This is a genomic window from Psittacicella gerlachiana, assembly GCF_003585965.1.
In the GTDB taxonomy this organism is placed as follows: Bacteria; Pseudomonadota; Gammaproteobacteria; order Enterobacterales; family Psittacicellaceae; genus Psittacicella; species Psittacicella gerlachiana.
In genome coordinates, this window is the sequence record NZ_NRJF01000080.1 from 1 (window position 1) to 19,947 (window position 19,947).

Sequence of the window (19,947 nt, forward strand, 5' to 3'; positions counted from 1 at the left end):
CTATACACTCGAAGTAAAACTTCATACCCCAACTCCATGGTTTCCTCAAATGGTATCTTTAAGTGTGTTAGTAGCTTTACCACAAGAAACCATTGAAAAATATGGAGAGTCTTGGACTAATCCTGAACATCTTGTTTCTTCAGGTCCTTTTGTTCTTGAAACCTATCGCCTCAACGATACTATGGATTTCAAGAAAAATGAAAAACACTTTGATGCTAAGAATACAGTTTTAACCAAAGTTCATTTTGATTTTATCAATAACCCAAATACCAACTACTATAAATATCTCACCGGTGAATATGCAATCACTAATATCCCTGTACAATTTAAACGTACAGTATTAAATGAGCGTCCAGAAGAAGTAGTAACTCTGCGTAATCTTGGAACCTACTGGTTAAAATTTAATACCCAAAAAGTTACCGATCCTCGTGTGCGTACAGCTTTAGGTTTACTTGTAAACCGTGAAGTCTTTACTAAACAAATTCTTGGTAACCATGTACCTACGGCACAAGTACCACCACCAAATGTTTTAGATGCAGAAAAAGTCCAACAAGCACCTTGGTTAAAAGCTCCACAAAGCGAAAACAACAAACGTGCAGTTGAACTTTTAACTCAAGCTGGTTATAGCAAAGACAAACCATTAGTAATTACTTTACTCCAAACTTCAGGTGGTAATTCAGGTAAATACTTTGTAGCAATGCAAGGTTGGTACAAACAAGGTACTAATGGCTTAGTTGAACTCAAACAAGAAGCAGTTGAAGCACGTACCGTAATGCAGAAGGTTGCGAATGGTGAATATGAGTTTACCATCTCAGGTTGGATCGCAGATTACAACCAAGTAACCACTTTCTACAATACTTTCCTCTGTAATTCTCCATTAAACGAATACAGATACTGTAATCCAGAATTTGATAAGCTCGTTGAGCAAGCAAATAACGAAAATGATGTGGAAAAACGTCGTGAGCTGTATGCTAAAGCTAATGATGTTCTCATGACTGATATGCCAGTCGCTCCGTTATTTAATACTGAAAGTTTAGTTTTAAAATCACCGGCTTTAGGTGGTTATAATCCTAATGCTCAACAACGCTACGTAAATGATTACTTCTTTATTGAAGGACAAAAAGCAAAAGGAGTAAAATAGCTTCTTTTGACCAATGTGATTAAAGCTCTAGAATTTTCTAGAGCTTTTTTCATTTCTTCATTTCTTATTTATTTACTTAAATATGTTACATATCTCAAAGAATCCCCTTAAAAGTTTGTCACAATTTTTCATCTTGTGTATGTCTCTAATTTTTTCTCTTAAATCTTTGCAACTTTAATTTTTTCTACTCTTCATTTTAATGTTAAATTTAAGGACTATTTTTACTTATCTCTATGCTTTTTTTAGTTTGAACAAAGTTTTTTTTATCACTTAAATATCAATAAGATACCTAACTCAAGCTATTTTTTATTCTCTACTTGCTACCCATGAACGATTATTTGTGCTAATCTAATTTATATTTAAGGATATTTTTATATCAAATAAAATTTAGATTAAATAAATTTGCTTATTAAGGTAGGTAGACTAGATATGAATAAATTAACCAAATTACTTGCAGGTTTATGCCTAGCAGGCTTTATTGGCAACTTTGCTGTCGCTGCAGATATTCCTAAAGGGACAGTACTAGCTGAAAAACAAGAATTAAACTATAACTATGGTTCTTCACCAGAAACTATTGACCCTACTTTAAGTCAATATTCTGATTCTTTCGCTGTAAATCGTATCTTATTTGATACCTTAGTACGTCAAAACTCTAATGGTGATTATGTAGGGCAAGCAGCAGAATCTTGGGAAGTAAGTGAAGATGGTTTAACTTGGACTTTCCACCTACGTAAAAATGCAAAATGGTCTGATGGTAAACCAGTAGTAGCAAAAGACTTTGTCTACTCTTGGCAACGTTTAACTGACCCAAAAACTGGGGCGGGATACGGAGACTATTTATCAACCGCTAACGTGGTAAATGCTAAAGAAGCATTTGAAGGTAAAGTACCTTTAACAGAATTAGGTGTTTCTGCTCCTGATGACTATACTCTTGTAGTTAAGTTAACCCAACCAACTCCTTGGTTAGCTCAAATGGTTACCTTAGGAGTATTATCACCATTACGTCAAGATGTTTTAGAAAAACATGGTGAAAAATGGACTGCGGTAGGTAATATTGTGACCAATGGTCCATTCTTACTTACGCAAAACCGTTTAAACGATACCATGGATTTTGTAAAAAATCCTGATCACTGGGATGCTGCTAATACTGTAATTACTAAAATCCACTTTGACTTCATTAATAACCCATTAACAAGTTACTATAAATATTTAACTGGTGAATATCCAACAACAGGAATTCCAACTCAGTTTAAAAAACAAGTACTGGCTGAACGTCCAGAAGAGTTAATCCAAATCCAAACTCTTTCAACTACTTATTTTAAAGTAAATGTTGAACGTGTTCCTGATGTAAGAGTACGTAAAGCAATTGCTCTCCTCATCGACCGTAAAACCTTTACCGAACGCATCCTTGGTGGAGATACGCCAACAGCTCAATTAACTCCTCCATTAATCAAAGATGGACAAAAAGTTACGCAAGCTTATTGGTTAAATCGTCCACATAAAGAAAATGTTGCAGAAGCAATTCAACTCCTTACTGAAGCAGGTTATACGAAAGAAAAACCATTTACCATTACTTATTTAATGTCAGGTGGTTCGGAGTCAAACAAATACTATGTAGCAATTTCAGGGATGTTAAAACAAGCTACTAATGGTTTAATTGATATTAAACAAGAGGTAGTAGAATCACGTACTTGGATGCAAAGAGTTTCAACTGAAAAAGATTATGAGTTAGCTATGTCAGGTTGGAATGCAGACTATGACCAAGCTTCAACTTTCTTTAATATCTACACTTGTAACTCTCCAATTAACGATGTTAACTACTGTAATCCAGAGTATGATCGTTTATTAGACTTAGCAAATAGAAGTCAAGATGCTGAAGAACGTGCGGAATTATATCGTCAAATCAATGATATCATTGTTAACGATTACCCAATCATCCCACTATTTAACACTGATTTCTTAGCCTTAAAATCTCCGGCTTTAGGTGGATATAATCCGAAAAATGATGTACGTTATTTTAATGACTATTACTTCATTGCCGGCAAGAAAACTAAAGGTGCTAAATAGTAAATTTCTTACCAATTCTTAAAAAGATCCTCCAAACTCGGAGGATCTTTTGCTATTTACTTTTTTCTTTATAAATGAAATCACCCTCGAAGACGAGCTTCGAGGGGGATCCACTTTAAAACTGTTTATCATCTAAAACTATCCCCTAAACCAAGAAAAACAAAAAATGATAGTTTATAGAGATATAGCTTAAAGAACTATTTATTAATAATTATATACTAAAAGTGATTATTTTTTCGTTATTTTTTATTTAAATGAAACCTTTTTAGTATTTGGATCATAACTTACAACATAAACTTCTGCTAAAGGTTTACCATCTACAGTTTCACCTCCAAAGAGTAGTAAGTCATTACCATAGCTCAGAGCTACCCCATAACCCGAACCTACTGGGAGATCTCCAGCATAGCTCCATTTACCATCATGATAAATAAATGCTGCTTTTTGGTAAATCTTCGCTAAGCCTTTATGAGCAAAGAGGTTACCATTTTTATAAGCCTGAGCTGCTCCAGGGAAGTTAGCTCCACCAGCTACAAATAAGTATTTACCTATATAGCCCGTATATGCACCAGCTACACCGTCTTGTACTTTTTCGCCTGGATTAGGTGGTAGATCTTTAAGTTCTTTCCATTCTACATCACCATCTGCTTCAATTTTACCACGATTTACTTTATCTGTACGTAGACCTGGTTTAATTTCACCATTTACAACAATAAATTCATTGCCTTGAATAGCTACTCCAGCTCCTGCACGACCTTTAAAGTCTACATGCCCATCGTTATACCATTTATTTGTTGATGGTTGATAGCTAAATAAAATAGTGTTGAAAAAATAGTCTTGCGTGCGTTTATCAAAGTAGTGTGCTGCTACAGCAGATTTTTCGTCATCAGTTTTTGCAGCTGCATTATCTTTGAAAAAGCCATTAAAGATTTCTAAGTTAGTTCCGCCCACGACAAAAATACGGTCACCATAGACAAAGCCTGAAGCACCAACTAAACCTAGAGGTGCACGAGTTGGGAGCTTAGTCCAAGTATTTTTTGCTGGGTCATATTCGTAAACATCATTGGTTGAAGTAGTTAAACCATTTACAGTTCCTACTCCTCCTAAAACATAAATTTTACCATTTACTGCTGCAACTACAGGTTGACTTAAAGAACCACCTGGGAAAGAAGCAACTTCAGTCCATCCTTTTGCAGCGTCTTTTAAATTAAGTGCGTAGAACTTGTCTCCAGCCGAACCTAAACCAACATATACGGTATCATTGATTAAAGCTCCGCCTCCCTGTTTAATTGCTACAGGTAAATTTGGATAAACATTGGCAAAAGCTGAACTTGCTGCGGCTGCTAAACCAAAAATTAGAGAAGTTTTTAGAGCTAGTTTCATGGTGTCAAACTCCATATAAGTGTTAAAATCAGTCAGAAAGAGGGGATACAAGAAAAGCAAGTTTGCGTTTTGTGACTATCTTGAGGCCATGCAAGCAAAATTTATCCTCAAACCCACCAAATCTTACAAACTTGCTTTACGTTTTATTTTTCGGAAAAATAAAACTTAGCTTAAATTACAGAAATTATTTTACAGTTTTAGCGACAAAAGGAACTGTTTTCTTTTCGCTCGCACGTTTAATTCTACGATAACGGCGAACTATCTTCGCTCTACGTGATACTAGAGCTAAAGGTAGAAGTACCACTAAGAAAATAACTCCTACAGCTAAAGCCACACGCATTAAAGCAGCAAAAATAATTGTAAAAATAACCATAAACACCCCCAATTATTTACTTTAACAGAAAAGTAAACTTAAGCTTTAAGCTTAACCGTTAATCAAGGGAATGAACCAAGCTAATCTTAAAAAGGACCATCCCTCTCTCTATTAATATCATACACCTAAATTATTGAAAATACTTTGCTTTTCTCAATAAATTTTCTCATTTTGCAACACCAGTCACACTTTTATTACTGCAAACTCTAAAGGAAAACTAACTTCAACTCTAAATACTATCTAAAATATTAAAAAATAAGTATAAATAAGATAATTATTTTTTAGTGAGAAAAACTTAATTTTCCTCTTGATAACTTATGATCATCAACGATCATTTTTATGATAATAGCTAACTAAAGACAAGCCTCTCAATACTTTTATCGTTTATCTTGGGATATTACTCTTATTTTAAGGTTTTCCTCTTTCTTAAACTTTGTAATCTCGAGCTTCTTGAAGATAGAGATTATCCTCAGAAATATCATTTATCAAAATACGTTGATTATAAAAAGAATCCTTAGACTCGATTTTTTTCAATAACAACTAAATAAAAAAGAAAGTCCTGCGAAACTTAATAATTAAGATTCGAAGGACTTTTGTCATATCTAAAATCTAGGATTGCTCCTAAACCTTTTCCTTAGCTATGAGTTTTACTTGGTGCAGGACTTACTTGAATTGTCCCTAAAAGATAAAGCTCTACTTGAGTAAAACTTGCAGCTGTTAAACTTACTTTTTGCTTGCTTGCACTTGAGTATACTCGGGTATTAAATACTTGTTCACCTTGGTTTACAAAGATTTCTAAACTTGAAGTATCACTAAAGATCGCTAAGTCTTCAAGTTCACGTTCTAATACAAGACGACGCACTCCACGTCCAGCTCCCGATTGTTCGCTTAGAGCTAGAGTTAAAGTTTTGCTACTTGCTTGATAACTTAAACTTACATCCTGACGTAAAGCAAGAGTAAAATCCTTACCTTTTTGCGGAACAAGATTTAATTCATATACCGACGTCTCCACTCCTTGTTCAAGAGTATTTAAGTCAGTAATACATTCTTGACGTAAAGCTTTAAACTCTGGAAGCACTTGTTGTCTTAAACGCCCATTAACATTGGTAAGCTCTCTTGGTAAAGATAAACAGTGTTGCCAACCTTGTGCCGTTGTTGGATTCTTATAAGGAATATCTGGTAAGCCAAACCAACCGATAAGGATTCTACGTCCTTGCTCATCAGTAAAGGTTTGTGGTGCATAGAAATCAAATCCCGCATCTAATTCTATTAGCTCACTCGTAAATTTATAAGTTTTTGCTTCAAGATCTAAATCTAAAGTTTGATAACCACACTGGTACACATTGTTATATTGCCAATCTTGTGCTTCCATTCCTTGTGGACAAGAGATTAAGAACCATTGCCCTGAGATTTCAATTAAATCAGGGCATTCGAGCATGTAACCCATTTTTGCTTCGGTTTCTAAACGCATATGGAAATCCCATTGACGTAAATCATCCGAAACGTAGATTAAAGCTAAAGCTTGATCTTGGAGATCACGAGCTCCAAAGATCATATAGTAACGTCCTTTGTACTCCCATACTTTAGGATCACGTACGTGACAACTCATGTCTGCAGGATAATCTTTGTTATAGAGTAAAACTTCTTTAGAGGTAAAAATTTCCCCATCTACTGAAGTTACAAGAATAGTATTATGCTCTCTTCCCGCACGGATATAATCATATTCTTGATCACGGTGTTTTACATTTCCTGTGTAATAAAAGTATCCTACACCATCTTTTACAAAAGCTGAACCTGAATATACTCCATCAGCATCAGCTGGGTTATCAGGATAAAGAGCTGGATCATATTCTTGGTAATGGAGATAATCTTGTGTACTTAGGTGTCCCCAAAGTTTTGCTCCTCCATTTACGGCAAATGGACTATACTGATAAAAAATATGTACTTTCCCATTAAGCACACATAAACCATTAGGGTCATTTAACCAACCTTGCTCAGGTTGTAAATGGTAGTGTAAACGATAGGCATCTTGCTTTGCTTGCTCACGCATAGCTTGAGTTTGCCCATACTCTTGTAAGTAATCATTTTTATTCATAAGCTTTTTACTCGATTGATTTGCCCTTATTTTAACAAAAAAACTCCAAGAGATAAAACGCTCTTGGAGTTTTTTGCTTTTATTTAGCTAAAACTGTAAATGCAGTTTCTTGAGTCGTGTGTTGACCTTGGGCTACTGAAGCTACACTATACACTTCATCACCATCGTCATTTTCAAAGTTTACAATTACTACTGGAGTTTCTGTAGCTAAACCTTTACTACGGATATAGTCTAAATCAGCTTCTAGTAATAATTGTCCTGCGGCAAAGCGGTCACCAGTTTGTACGTGAGCTTTATAGCCTTGACCATTTAAGCTAACCGTATCAATTCCCACATGCACTAATAATTGAATTCCATTATCTAAATTTAAAATTAATGCGTGTTTTGATGGGAATAGACTTTCAACTGTACCAGCTACAGGAGCATAAACTTTACCATCAGTAGGTTCTACTACTACTCCAGGTCCCATTGCTAAAGAAGCAAAGCCTGGATCAGCAGCTTGATCTAAAGGTTTTACGTTTCCTGCTAAAGGAGAACTTAAGTCTACACTTTCACCAGCTTTAAGAGCCACCACTGCTGCTTTTACCACACGAGCTTCAGTTTCAGCTTGTTTTACGTAATCAGCAGTTTCTTTTGCTTCTTGTGCTTGTGCCACTTCAGCAGCTGCTTCTTTAGCTTCCGCACGTTTACCTAACACTAAAGTTACCACAAAAGCTACAGAGATTGAAATTGCTAAAGAGATGAAGTAGTAACCCCAATCTGCAGGTCTTACTGATACAAAGCCCACTAAACCAGCAGCTCCAAGAGCTACCGCTAAAGTTTTGGTAAATGCCATAAATGCAGAACCTAAAGCAGCTCCACATAGAGCTCCAATGAATGGATATTTTAATTTAACATTTACCCCGAACATTGCCGGTTCAGTAATTCCTAGTAACGCCGAAACCCCTGCTGAAGTACAAAGAGATTTAACTTTAGTGTTACGGCTTGTAAATAATACCGCTAAAGTTGCAGCCCCTTGTGCTACGTTTGAACAAGCTGCAGTTACGAAAATAAAGGTACCACCTGTTACCGCAATATTTGCAATTAATTGGGTTTCAATTGCCACAAATGATTGGTGAAGACCAGTAATTACTAATGGAGCGTAAATAGCACCAAATAAACCACCACCCACAAAACCAAGTTTGTAGTATACCCAAGATAAACCTGCAGCTAAGTAGTCACCAGCATCACGAAGCACTGGACCTACGATAATAAAGGTAATTGCAGAAGTTACAATAATCGCAATTAATGGCGTAGTTAAGTTATCTAACCAGCTTGGTGTAATTGAACGTAAGAAGTTTTCAATTTTTGCTAAGATATAAGTTACCGCTAATACAGGTAATACTGTACCTTGGTAACCCACTTTATCAATATGGAAACCAAAGATATCCCAATAAGGAATAGCATCAGCTGCGGTTTGCCCTACAACATAAGCGTTAAGGAGATCAGGGTGAACCATGATCATCCCCATAGCCGCTCCTAAGAACGGATTCCCACCAAAAATTCTACTTGCTGAGAAAGCAATCAGAACAGGTAAGAAAATAAATGGAGCATTCGCAAAGCTATTGATCATTGAGGCAATACCATCAATACCTGGGTAGCGAGATAATAACGATGAGCCATCAGCAAAGAATGAAGCTGTAAGCACATTGTATAATCCCATTAACAGACCCCCAGCTACGATCGCTGGAATAATCGGTACGAAGATATCAGAAAGGATTTTTACAAAACGTAACAGAAGATTTTTTGGTTGTTGATCTTCTTCAGCACTTGCATTATTAGTTTCACTTAAGCCAAGCATCTGTTGCATTTGTGCACATACAACATTTACGGTTCCAGCACCAATAATGATTTGGAACTGTCCCTTAGCATTAAAAGTACCTTTAACTAAATCAATTTGGTCTAAAGCTTTTTCATCAGCTTTTTCAGGATCTTTTAGGACAATACGCAAACGCGTTGCACAGTGAACTACAGAAATAATATTTTCTGCACCACCAATCCCTGCAATTATGGCTTTTATTTCATTTTCATATTTCATGAATCTATTCCTAGTCACTAGAATTAATACTAGCTCTTTAAATTGGCAATAAAATACAATTTGAGATACCAAACCTTTGTTTGCTTTCGGACAAGTAACAAATTCCTTTGCCTACCTAAAATTGCATATTAATTTAAAGTTTTAAATAATTTTGTGTTAAGTGCAAAATTATGCTTATATTATCCCCAATTTTTTAATTAATTTCAAAACATAAAGGCATTTTTTCCTAACTTTTTTTCTCTTTTGTGATCAAGATCACAAAAATAGAAAAAAGCACTGCATTAGCTTTCTTAATTTTTTCTTTTTTCTGCTTAAAAAAGAAAAGATTTAAGAGGTATTTTTTCCTCCCCTCCTGACAGATTTTAACCTCTTTTTCTGAAGACAAAAAATAGGGTTAAAGCAATAACCTAGTTAAAGCTAAGGTTTTATTATCTTATGCACAAAATTGCTCAAATTATCTTCTTCCCTGTCTTGTGAACTTCTTTTGCTATAATAAGGAAGATTAAAATTCTAAGGTCGCAACATGTCTAATCGTAAACGTATTATTGCTATTATTGTTTTTCTAATTTTTGGCTTAACAATAAAAAATCTTTTCTTTACCTCAGAAACCGAACCGGCAACCACCAATACTAATGTAACCGCTCAGACTCAAGAGCAAGCTGTGGTTCTCAGTGGCAATGTTTTTGGAACTTCTTACCATATTACTTTTATGCCAAGTGAGGTTAAGCAAACTCCTGAACAAGTACAAGCAGGTTTAAGTAAATTTTTTAGTGAGTTTAATGCCGAGTTCTCTACCTATGATCCGAATTCAGTTATTTCTCGCTTTAATAAATTTGAGCAAGTAGATACTCCTTTTCCCGTAAGTAAAAATTTTGCTACCGTAATCCAAGCTGCCGATAAAATTCGTGAACAAACTAATGGTTATGAAGAAATTACCGTTTATTCTCTTGTAAAAGCTTGGGGGTTTGGTCCAGGACAAGCAGAAGCTGATTTAACTCCGGAAAAAGTACAACAAATGCTAACTCATGTCGGTCCAGATAAATACAGCCTCGTTGAAACTAATGGACAATATGCTTTAGTAAAACATGATCCTAAAGTCGAAATCGATCTCTCTTCAATTGCTAAAGGCTATGCCGTAGACTTAGCCGCTCAGTACTTAAATGAGCAAGGAGCAAAAAATTATCTTGTCGAAATTGGAGGAGAAATAGTTACTAAAGGCGTAAACTCTACTGGTAAACCTTGGCAAGTAGCTATTGAACAACCACGTGAAGATTCGGCAAACTCTGCGAATACAATTATAGGTCTAAGTAACAAGGCTTTAGCTACTTCAGGACACTATCGTAACTTCCGTTATGTTGATGGAAAACGCATTACCCATGAAATAGATCCTTTTACTGGTTACTCAGTTACGCATAATACTGTAAGCTTAACCGTAATTGCTGATGACTGTATGACTGCTGATGGCTTTTCTACTGGTCTTTATGTAATGGGAGCGGATAAAGCTTTAGAAGTAGCAGAAAAATATAATCTCGCAATTTTTGTCATTCAATACGAAAATGGCAAATTTATTACCCGTCAATCTTCGGCGTTTAGCAAAATGGTACAAAGTGAAGAAAACTTAAACAAATAATTTTACGCACTAGCCTCGCTAGTGCTTTTTTGTTAGTAAAAAATAGCAAATTAACGTATAATAATAGGTGATTTATCCTCTTAGATTTAATTTTGACAAGGATATGTCTTTTAGGTAGATATTTAATTAACTGTACATAAACAAGGAGCTATTATGCTAGTAACCTTTGCCTTAACTGTGGGAATCTTACTCTTAGTTGTAGCTGGTGCTTCAATTGGCGTAATCTTTAAACGCAAACCTATTCAAGGTTCATGTGGTGGCTTAGATGCTTTGGGGATTGCCAAAGCTTGTTCTTGTAAAGAACCTTGCTCACAAGCTAAAGAAAAACAAGCACGTGCAGAGTTCTTAGCTCGTCAAGGACAACACCAAAAACCACAAGTAGACACCAATAGCGACTATGCTCAAGATCGTACTGGTGAAGGTTCTTACTCAGCAAAATAGCTCTTTACTTGTACTCAATTTTTAACTAAATGATGACAGAGATAAACAATTTAATTGCTCAATTAAAAGCTCAAGCGAAACCTGAAAATGCCCATACCAAAGTGATTGTGGGGATGTCAGGAGGAGTAGACTCTTCAGTTTCAGCATATATCCTACAATTACAAGGATACCAAGTTGAAGGCGTGTTTATGAAAAACTGGGAAGAAGATGACGGCACTGAATATTGTACAGCAGCTGTAGATCTTGCCGATGCTCAAGCCGTAGCCGATCAACTTGGGATTAAATTACATAAAATTAATTTTGCGGCTGAGTACTGGGATAATGTTTTTGAAAACTTTTTACAAGAATATGCAGCTGGACGCACTCCAAATCCAGATATCCTTTGTAATAAAGAAATTAAATTCAAAGCTTTTCTTGACTATGCTCTTGAAGATCTCGAAGCTGATCTCATAGCTACAGGACATTATTGCCGTCGTGGAGCTAATGCCGATGGTAAAGCAACCCTGCTCCGTGGACTCGATAACAATAAAGATCAAAGTTACTTCCTCTATACTTTATCGCAAGATGTTCTAGCCAAGGTATTATTTCCCGTAGGAGAGTTAACTAAACCACAAGTACGTCTCATTGCCGAACACTTAAATCTGCGTACGGCAAAGAAAAAGGATTCTACAGGAATTTGTTTTATTGGTGAACGTAAATTTACTGATTTCCTTTCTACCTACTTGCCAGCAAAAAAAGGTGAAATTCGTAACCTTGCTAATGACCAAGTATTAGGCACCCACAGTGGAGCTATGTACTATACCATTGGTCAACGTAAAGGTCTTGGCATTGGAGGCATTCAAGGTCACCAAGATACAGGCTGGTATGTTGCTAAAAAAGATGTAGCTAATAATATAGTTTACGTAGTAGATTCTGATAAAGATCCTGCTCTCTATGCTCAAGCTTGTACCGTAACCCAATTACATAGTACAAGTTTAACCTTTATGGACTTTATTGACGAACAAACCGGACGAGTAAAAGAAGGCATTAGCTGTAAAGTACGTTATCGTTCACAAGATGTAATTTGCCATCTTACCTACCTTGATGAACATAACTTAAAAGTTACCTTTGATGAGCCTCAATGGGCAATTACCCCAGGACAATCAGCTGTTTTCTATTATGGTGAACGCTGTTTAGGCGGTGGCGTAATTGATCAAGTTTTAGCCTAAACTTAGTTGGCAAGGAGTGTGTATGGATTTAATTGTAATTAGCGGACGTTCGGGAGCGGGAAAATCGGTAGTTCTCTCAGTACTCGAAGATCAGGGGTATTATTGTATTGATAATATTCCAGTTAAACTTCTCGAAACCGTAGTTAATGCTCTCAATAGCACTACAGAAAAAGTTGCAATCAGTCTAGATATCCGTAATTTAAAGAATCTTGTATCTATTAGCGATATCAACCAAGAATTACAATCTTTACGTAAAAAATTTAATACTACTTTACTGTTTTTAGATTGTAACCATGATGTAATTGTTAGCCGTTATGCTGACACGCGTCGTAGTCATCCGTTAATGCAATCTGACAATCTCACTCTTGATCAAGCTATAAGTCAAGAATATCAACTCCTTTCAGAAGTTAAAGATCAAGCAGATATTCAAATTGATACAACCGGTCTCAATGTTCATGGCTTGGCTAGTAGAGTCATCAATATTGTCCAAATTTCTAGTTGCAAGTCTAGCTCTAGTGAATTTAAGCTAATTTTTAATAGCTTTGGTTTTAAAAAAGGACCTCCACCATCAAGCAACTTTGTCTTTGATGTCCGTCATTTACCTAATCCTTATTGGGATAAAAAACTGGCAGTCCAAACTGGTGAAGATGCTGATGTCCAAGAGTTCTTTGGTCTCCACAATGAACCCGCTTTAGAACTTGATCGTATTAAAACCTATTTAAATGGCTGGATTGAAGCCGTAGACAAAACTACTTCACGTCGTTTTGTAACTATCTCTATTGGTTGTACCGGGGGACAACATCGTAGTGTCTATATTGCCGACCAATTAGCTCGCTACTATGCTCATAAAGGTTTTCCGACTCAAGTACATCACTTCTCTTTAGGCGTAACTCATACTTTTAATCAACAAGAAAGAGCAAAAGTTTCAGATTTAGAGTTAGCGACCCGAGAAGTTGAACAATAGTCATTAAATTAATCAGGAGTTAACAAAAGTAATACTGAGTTAGCAAATGCGCTTGTTAACAAAAGTAATTCTAGAGTTATAAAAGTAGCTTTTGTCACATAATTGTCATTATTAAGGAATTAACATGAAAAAGAAGAATTTTTTAACTGCAAGTCTTGTAACCTTTGCCCTAGTTGCTTTAACTTCTTGTAGTAAAAGCTTACCTCCAAGCCCTCTAGTACATAGCGAACAATATCTTTGCGATAACGGACAAAGAGTTAAGTTTGTAAGTGTAATTACTCCTGAAAAACAAAGTAGTGCTGCTATTACTTTCTTACCTCAAGAGCAAGAAGTAGTGTTATATGAACAAGTATCAGCTTCCGGAGCTCTCTATGTAAGTAAAGATGGTAACCTCAGGGTTTTTAACAAGGGTGAACAAATTCTTCTCGAAGGTAATGCTCCAACCTTTACCGCTACTTGTAACTTTGAAAAAATAGTTAACTAAAAATTTCAAAAATAGATAACTAAAAAAAAGAACCTACTCTTAATCGGGTAGGTTCTTTACATTATTTTAAATATCACTAAGAATAATCTAAATTTCGGGTCAGATAAAAATCTCTGTAGCGACAAGATTTCTTCGAAATTTAAGCTATTTCCTCGGTAAGGAAGGCAGGAAGAAAATTTATCTCAAGCCTTAAGCCCCATTATTAATCGAGATTAATAATTACCTGAGGTAAACTCACTAGCACCATTAGTGAATAAGCAAAGGAGAGGAGATGCTACGCTCTAATTATAAAAACTCAGCTTTTTATACTTAAAATAGAGAAGAAATAAAGTTAGTTACTCTATTCCTCTCATTTTAGTTTAACCAAAAATCCTTATCCCCTTAATTTTATCAGGGAATTATTGTCTAAACTGTCGTTAGCAACGACAGTTTAGACACCTCAACTTCCAAATAGTAATTAGATCTTGAATTTTACCTTACTTTTGTTACTTTTTGTCTAATCAATAAAGATAAAATTATCTTTAACAATCATAAATTGTAAGCTAGACAATCTGAAGCTTATTGATATGATCATAGATTTGTAAATTAGAGCGCTTAGAAATTTTCGCTATTTGATAGATTATTGCTCATAAATATAAAAGCTTAGAGAATTGCTTCTCTAAGCTTTAATTATTTATGGCTATATAAATTCTACCTTAGGTATTAATCAACTGGTAGAAATGGAGAAGAAAAATAAATATGATTATGCTAGATAATCTTGTGATCTAATTATCTAACCAATCTTAATGATCTAGTTTTCTTACTTTTATTCTTGTGTTTAGATTTTATTATATCTTTTTGAGATTTTTTAATCTTTTATTTAAATTTTTCTTTTAAATTTTTTACTTTAAATTTTTTTTACTTTACCATGATCTTGAGCTTAATCTCAAGAGTTCAATCCTATTTTACTACTACTTGGGTAGCCTTAGGATAAGAGATTTTAAAGCTATTTTCGTTTAAGGTGCTACTTTTATAATTGGTAAAAGTATAAGTTGCTTTGTTTCCATTAACTTCAACATAGCTAAACTCAGTTAAAGCTCCATTTACCACACAAGCTTGTAAATACTTATACGATGAGCTTAACTGTGGAGCATTTACTTGGTAGCACGAACCTTTTTTACTTACAGCTGCTTGTTGCCAAGCACTTGCGGTATCACTTAATAAGTAGATAAAAGGCATAGGCTGACTTTCATCTAATTTACTTACCGTTACTTGCTCAACAAATGGATCGTAATAGGTAACACTACTCCCTAAAACCGCAACATAGTTTTCGGTTGGCGATACTGTATGGAGATAGAGGTTATTTGGTCTTTGTCCTCGAATTTCTCCCGTTTGTTGATTTAAAACCTTACCTTTAGGATCTGTTGCCGTTAAGCTAAAATTAGCAGTAAAGCCCGTATTGGCTTTTAAATAAGATAAAAGCTCTTGTTTAGCATCTGCTTGTGCCTGTGCAACTAAAGGAGACCAAGCAAAAGCACAAAGAAAAAGTGCAAATAATTTTTTACTCATTATAGAACACCTTAGCTAAGATTAGCATTATTGATTCGCTTGTAAAAACTCAGGTGCGTAACTAGGTAAAGTTGGTGCTTTTTTCACTAATGGACGAGGAGTAATATTCTCTAAACGAGCTTTAATTGCCTCGTATTCAGCTTGATAATTTAATCCTAGTTCCGTACTTGCTTGGTATAAAACTTCTAACGCAGGTTTTGCGTAATAAGAGTCTGCGAAGTTAATTAACACTACATTAGCACGTTTATAAGCAGCTAGAGGATTATTATATTTTAAATAAAAGGCTGCAATTTTGTAATTGGATTCAGCAACTACATCTGCATAGTAATTAAATAATTCTTGAGCAAATGCATGATAAGCAGAATTTGGATAGTAATCTAACAGTGTGCGTAAGTCAGTTAACCCTGCTTGAATATCACTAGTGTCATTATCTGCAGGATTCATATTAAAGAGATTTTGGAAAAACCCACGATTCGCTTGGAATGAAGATAAAGCGTGGATTAATAACATATAATCTCCATATGGAGCATTTGCTTTATTTGGATAAGCTTGGAAATACTTATCAATCTGTGCCGCTGACATATCGTAATTTTTACGTACAAAATCATTATATGCTTGAAGTACGCTTACTTGAGTACGATATTGACCAAACGGGTATTGTAAAGATAATTGCGTTAAAACTTGTTCCGCTGATGTGTTTTTATTTTGTTGTAAATCACTTACAGCTTTCGCATAAAGTGTTTGCTCATTACCAGCTATATAAGTAACAGTTTGCTCTTTATTTGCACAAGCTGTTAAAGCTACAGCTAGAACAATTCCAGAAACTAATTTAAGTTTATTAAAAGCCATGTTATGTGGTTTCCAAAAAATAATATCAGTGTATTCAGATTGTGGATTCTGAAAAAAGGTAAGAAAAACCGTTAATTTTTCTTTTACCGAGAAATCTTAAAAAACTTAGGTCTAAAATAACTTAGACATAAATATAATTATACCATAAGCCCCACGAACTTCTTTAAAGTTATAAGTGTAAAGATAAGAAAAATCAAGAGTTATCCCAAATAAAATCCTCTCTAAAGCTAACTTAGAGAGGATTTTATTTTAGTAACCTTTAATCTTAGTATAAGATAAGCTCTGTTCCAAACGTTTTAATTGATGGGTAAACCCTGTTGGCTCTAAGGTAATAATTCTATATCCTGGAGCTATAGGATCTAGGGTAAATACTTGCTCTTGAGGTTTAAATTGGACACTTGTTGCTGGTACAGACAGTACTTGCACCTGCTCGTACGTTGCCATGAAATCTTGATGAATATGCCCATGAAAAATCGCTCTTAAATTTTTCCAAGGAGCAACTGCATGCCAGAATTCCTCAATTCCCCGAAATCTATGGCTATCAAGCCATGCACAATTGGCAAGGAGAGGATTATGATGCATAACTAAAGCAACATTAACTTGTGGATGTTGGGAGAGATAGTTTTGAATAAATTGGGTTTGCTCTGAAGTAATACTCCCACCCACCCGTTCAGGTTTTTTACTATCAACTAGTAACAAATGCCAATAGTTATTTAGTACTACCGGTAACACTTGCTTATCTGCAACTAATGCAAAAGGTTGGCTAAAGGTTAATTGTTTAAAAAGTTCTAAATGATCATGATTTCCTGGACATAAGTACAAAGGAGTTTCAGGAAAGTATGCTTGCACATGTTGAGTAAAAATTTGGTAAGCTTGTGCTAATTGTGCCTCATTATGCTCTAAATCATGAACTATATCTCCAGAACAAATTATTCCCGCAAATTCGTGTTCTCGACTTGCCTTTTGGGCATCTTGAAGAATTTGGATAAAATAATCTTCTGGAACTATACCTGCAAACTTATCTTGTTTATTTCCAAGAAGATGATGATCGGAAATATGCAGCAGTTTTAATTGTTTGTCAGTTTCCATAATGCACCTATATAGATAATAAAACCTATAGGTAAATTTAAATAACCCCATCCCTTAAGCTTGAATACAAATGGGATAATAAAACAAATACGCTTAAAAAATTGCTTAAGGAATTAAAAAATATCGAGAATACCTATCTAAGGGTAAGCTACTTTGAGGTGCTGCAAAAAGTAGACATCTTTGGCAATCCTGATTTAACTTCAATATATCACAAGAAGCAATAAAGCAAAAAGTAAAAGTTCTAATTTGTGTCAGCAGTCACACTTTTTGCAAAGGAAAAGAGTCAAAGTTTTTTCACTTTGACTCTTAGTTAAAACTATTCCTTTTGATCTTTACCTTTAAGTAACATCGCTGTATTTGCGTGTTGTTCTATAGCTAATTGTACTTGACGATAATCACGTCGGTGTTGATCAGAAGGTCCATGTTTAAATAATAACTGTACATGCTCTTGGGTAACATACCCTTTGTGCTTTTCAATATTGTAAACCGAGTATTGTGGTAGTTGCCCCATTTCTCGCATTAAATCATCACGATAATTTTTCGCAAGAATTGAAGCTACCGAAATCTCACGTACCAAAATATCCCCTTTAACTACTGACATTTGGGTAATGCCATTAAGATTAGGAATAATTTGGTTTCCATCAATTAAAACGACAACATTATTGAGAATTTGATCATACCTAAAGCCATAGGCTTCACATCTTTGCTCTAATTGTTTTAGCACTTGACGTACAGCTCTTGACATGGCAGCTAATGAAGCGTGGAGAATATTCTTTTCTTGAATTTCATCCACATCTCCTTCTTCAATGGCGAACATAATGCTTCCCTTAGCTCCCTGCTCAAGGAAGTTTTGATATAGGGTTGCACGTCTGCGTTCAGATAAACGTTTTGAATCTTGAGCTTTTGCAAGATAAGAAAGCATATCTTTTGAGCAAGATACATCTAACTGTAGCTGTAACGCTCGATAGAAAGCATTTGGTGGTGGTTGTAACTTACCTTTTACATTTAAATCCCAACCAAAAACTGACTCACTTCCTTCGTTAGCAAAAGCTTTATTTACTAACAAACCATGTTTTTGTTGCGTGGTTAAATCACCTACCTCTTTAAACTCACGCCCTAGAAGATCTTGTGAATAACGTTGTTGAAGTAATACTGCATTTGCCACTCTTTTGGCAGATGGGACATCTCTTACCTCTTCAATCACATCATAGTCAACAAAGCCGATTAGAGCTGCGGCTGCTACGACCGGACCGAACATACAGCCTCGACCAGCTTCATCTACTCCTATTAGAATTAGACCTCGTTGTTCTTTCGTGTATGCGGTTAAGCCGTCTTCTTCATTTGATTTTGCGAATGCTTTATCGACTTTCCCTTGTTCTTGAGATAACTTAGCTATAGAAGATAACTCATCCTGAGCAGCTTCTGCAAAATCTCTGGTAATTAGCCTGTGTAGCTCTGCTTGGTATTTAGATTGATCTCTTTCTTCAATCATAAACTTACTTTGTGACGCCTTTCTTGATTTTTCTAATAATTTGGGATTAATCTTTACGTTACGAGAAATCATCATAATAAGTTATAACTGGCTCTTATAACAATTTATGTTTGATCTCAAAACCTTAACTTATCTTTTTGCTGCTTGAATTAAATTAACCTCTCTGGAGCAACAAACTTTTAGCTAAATTCTACTTTTATTAGTTATTGAAGTTAGTTATTAATTTAGTTATTGCTTTAGTTATTGACATTTAATTCAAGGGCAAGCTGACTTATTATACCTAAAATGAAACAAGTATGCACTAAGTATACTTTGTCTACTTTACCCTACCTAATTTAACCCTATCTTTTTTACCCTAAGCTAATTTACTCTTGTTAATCTAGACCTTTAAAGCTAGATCTAAGTAGTTTTTTATCTTTATGTTTAACTTATGCTTTGACTTAATGTTTGAATTTAATGTTTTAATTTTAAATCTGTTCTTATTCGATAGTTGATAATTAGATAGTTAATGTAATAAATAGTGGGATTAGTTTAATACTTAGGCTAGACTCAACATTATCTAAGCAATTACTTAATTACTTATTAGATTAATAAATCTCAAAATTAAGTTTTTGAAATACACTCTAAGCGTTCTAATCTTCTACAAGATTAAAACTTAGGTCACACAAAAGTTTTTCGGTTCTATGATAATGAAATCATATAAATAAAGCTAAATTCCTAGCTAATAATGCTTAACTACTATCTAAAAATTTGCCCCCTGGCGTTCTCAACCTTAGCTTAAATTTTTGTTTTTAATTTTTTACTTTTTAAATTTTAATTTTGCAGCTAAAGTTAAGAGAGATTTTTTAGGGGAAACACAAGGAATTCTTGTCTAAAAAACCTGTAACTTAGAACATCTCAATTGAGCTAACTTGCAAAGGAAAATATAAAAAAATTTTTTAAATATTTAAATAAACCAAAGCTAAACATCACTTTGCTTGTTACTAGAGTTAAGTTAACTTTTCTTGTTAAATAACCGTCTCATATCAAGAGTAATCCTAATTTACTTCTTTCATTTTGAACAAAAAATAATTATATTGCAAATAATCATCAAAAAATAACAAAAAACT

Annotated in this window: 15 protein-coding genes and 1 pseudogene; 7 read left to right on the forward strand and 9 right to left on the reverse strand. The window is 34.7% G+C overall.

Annotated elements, in window-relative coordinates; genetic code table 11:
• Together CKF59_RS03250 and CKF59_RS03255 are read left to right on the forward strand one after the other, a co-directional pair.
• Positions 1-1,141 (forward strand): peptide ABC transporter substrate-binding protein (locus tag CKF59_RS03250; RefSeq protein ID WP_147397104.1); only part of this gene is annotated, 1,141 nt, incomplete at its 5' end.
• Between the two features lie 429 nt (positions 1,142-1,570).
• Positions 1,571-3,208: a peptide ABC transporter substrate-binding protein gene (locus tag CKF59_RS03255; protein WP_119534548.1), complete on the forward strand. Its 1,638-nt coding sequence runs from the start codon at positions 1,571-1,573 to the stop codon at positions 3,206-3,208.
• 246 nt (positions 3,209-3,454) lie between these two features.
• Here CKF59_RS03255 and CKF59_RS03260 read toward each other — a convergent pair whose 3' ends face one another.
• The 5 genes and pseudogenes from CKF59_RS03260 to CKF59_RS03275 all read right to left on the reverse strand — a co-directional run.
• Positions 3,455-4,588 (reverse strand): N-acetylneuraminate epimerase, encoded by a 1,134-nt coding sequence (locus tag CKF59_RS03260; protein ID WP_222985548.1) that lies wholly within the window; start codon positions 4,586-4,588, stop codon positions 3,455-3,457.
• Positions 4,589-4,772: 184 nt separating this feature from the next.
• The gene (locus CKF59_RS03265; RefSeq protein ID WP_119534550.1) at positions 4,773-4,961 is read right to left on the reverse strand and encodes a hypothetical protein; all 189 of its coding nucleotides are present in this window, start codon (positions 4,959-4,961) and stop codon (positions 4,773-4,775) included.
• Positions 4,962-5,595: 634 nt separating this feature from the next.
• Complete coding sequence (locus tag CKF59_RS03270) at positions 5,596-7,056, reverse strand: glycoside hydrolase family 32 protein (RefSeq protein WP_119534551.1); 1,461 nt, start codon at positions 7,054-7,056, stop codon at positions 5,596-5,598.
• Between the two features lie 79 nt (positions 7,057-7,135).
• Complete coding sequence (locus tag CKF59_RS08020; protein ID WP_245959267.1) at positions 7,136-7,753, reverse strand: PTS sugar transporter subunit IIA; 618 nt, start codon at positions 7,751-7,753, stop codon at positions 7,136-7,138.
• A pseudogene (locus CKF59_RS03275) lies at positions 7,727-9,133 on the reverse strand (sucrose-specific PTS transporter subunit IIBC); the annotation flags it as partial. The pseudogene CKF59_RS03275 and the gene CKF59_RS08020, both read right to left, overlap by 27 nt.
• A 523-nt stretch (positions 9,134-9,656) precedes the next feature.
• Between CKF59_RS03275 and CKF59_RS03280 the strand changes: the two are divergent.
• From CKF59_RS03280 to CKF59_RS03300, 5 genes are all read left to right on the forward strand, one after another.
• Entirely contained in the window at positions 9,657-10,763 is a 1,107-nt protein-coding gene (locus tag CKF59_RS03280) for an FAD:protein FMN transferase (RefSeq protein ID WP_119534553.1), read from the forward strand.
• Between the two features lie 153 nt (positions 10,764-10,916).
• On the forward strand, positions 10,917-11,204 hold the full coding sequence (nqrM, locus tag CKF59_RS03285) for a (Na+)-NQR maturation NqrM (protein ID WP_119534554.1): 288 nt from the start codon (positions 10,917-10,919) through the stop codon (positions 11,202-11,204).
• 29 nt (positions 11,205-11,233) lie between these two features.
• The gene (mnmA, locus tag CKF59_RS03290; protein ID WP_119534555.1) at positions 11,234-12,412 is read left to right on the forward strand and encodes a tRNA 2-thiouridine(34) synthase MnmA; all 1,179 of its coding nucleotides are present in this window, start codon (positions 11,234-11,236) and stop codon (positions 12,410-12,412) included.
• A gap of 22 nt (positions 12,413-12,434) precedes the next feature.
• On the forward strand, positions 12,435-13,376 hold the full coding sequence (rapZ, locus tag CKF59_RS03295; RefSeq protein WP_119534556.1) for an RNase adapter RapZ: 942 nt from the start codon (positions 12,435-12,437) through the stop codon (positions 13,374-13,376).
• Positions 13,377-13,500: 124 nt separating this feature from the next.
• Positions 13,501-13,860, forward strand: a complete 360-nt coding sequence (locus CKF59_RS03300; RefSeq protein WP_119534557.1) for an MliC family protein — start codon at positions 13,501-13,503, stop codon at positions 13,858-13,860.
• 939 nt (positions 13,861-14,799) lie between these two features.
• Here the strand turns inward: CKF59_RS03300 and lolA are convergent.
• The 4 genes from lolA to CKF59_RS03320 all read right to left on the reverse strand — a co-directional run bounded on the left by lolA (position 14,800) and on the right by CKF59_RS03320 (position 18,838).
• Positions 14,800-15,408 carry an outer membrane lipoprotein periplasmic chaperone LolA gene (gene lolA / locus CKF59_RS03305; protein WP_119534558.1) on the reverse strand — a complete coding sequence of 203 codons (609 nt, stop codon included), beginning with the start codon at positions 15,406-15,408 and terminating at the stop codon, positions 14,800-14,802.
• Between the two features lie 27 nt (positions 15,409-15,435).
• Positions 15,436-16,257, reverse strand: coding sequence for an outer membrane protein assembly factor BamD (gene bamD / locus CKF59_RS03310; protein WP_119534559.1), 822 nt, complete (start codon positions 16,255-16,257; stop codon positions 15,436-15,438).
• 249 nt (positions 16,258-16,506) lie between these two features.
• The gene (locus CKF59_RS03315; RefSeq protein ID WP_222985549.1) at positions 16,507-17,346 is read right to left on the reverse strand and encodes a metallophosphoesterase; all 840 of its coding nucleotides are present in this window, start codon (positions 17,344-17,346) and stop codon (positions 16,507-16,509) included.
• Positions 17,347-17,662: 316 nt separating this feature from the next.
• Positions 17,663-18,838 (reverse strand): ribonuclease HII, encoded by a 1,176-nt coding sequence (locus CKF59_RS03320; protein WP_222985550.1) that lies wholly within the window; start codon positions 18,836-18,838, stop codon positions 17,663-17,665.
• Positions 18,839-19,947: the final 1,109 nt, after the last annotated feature.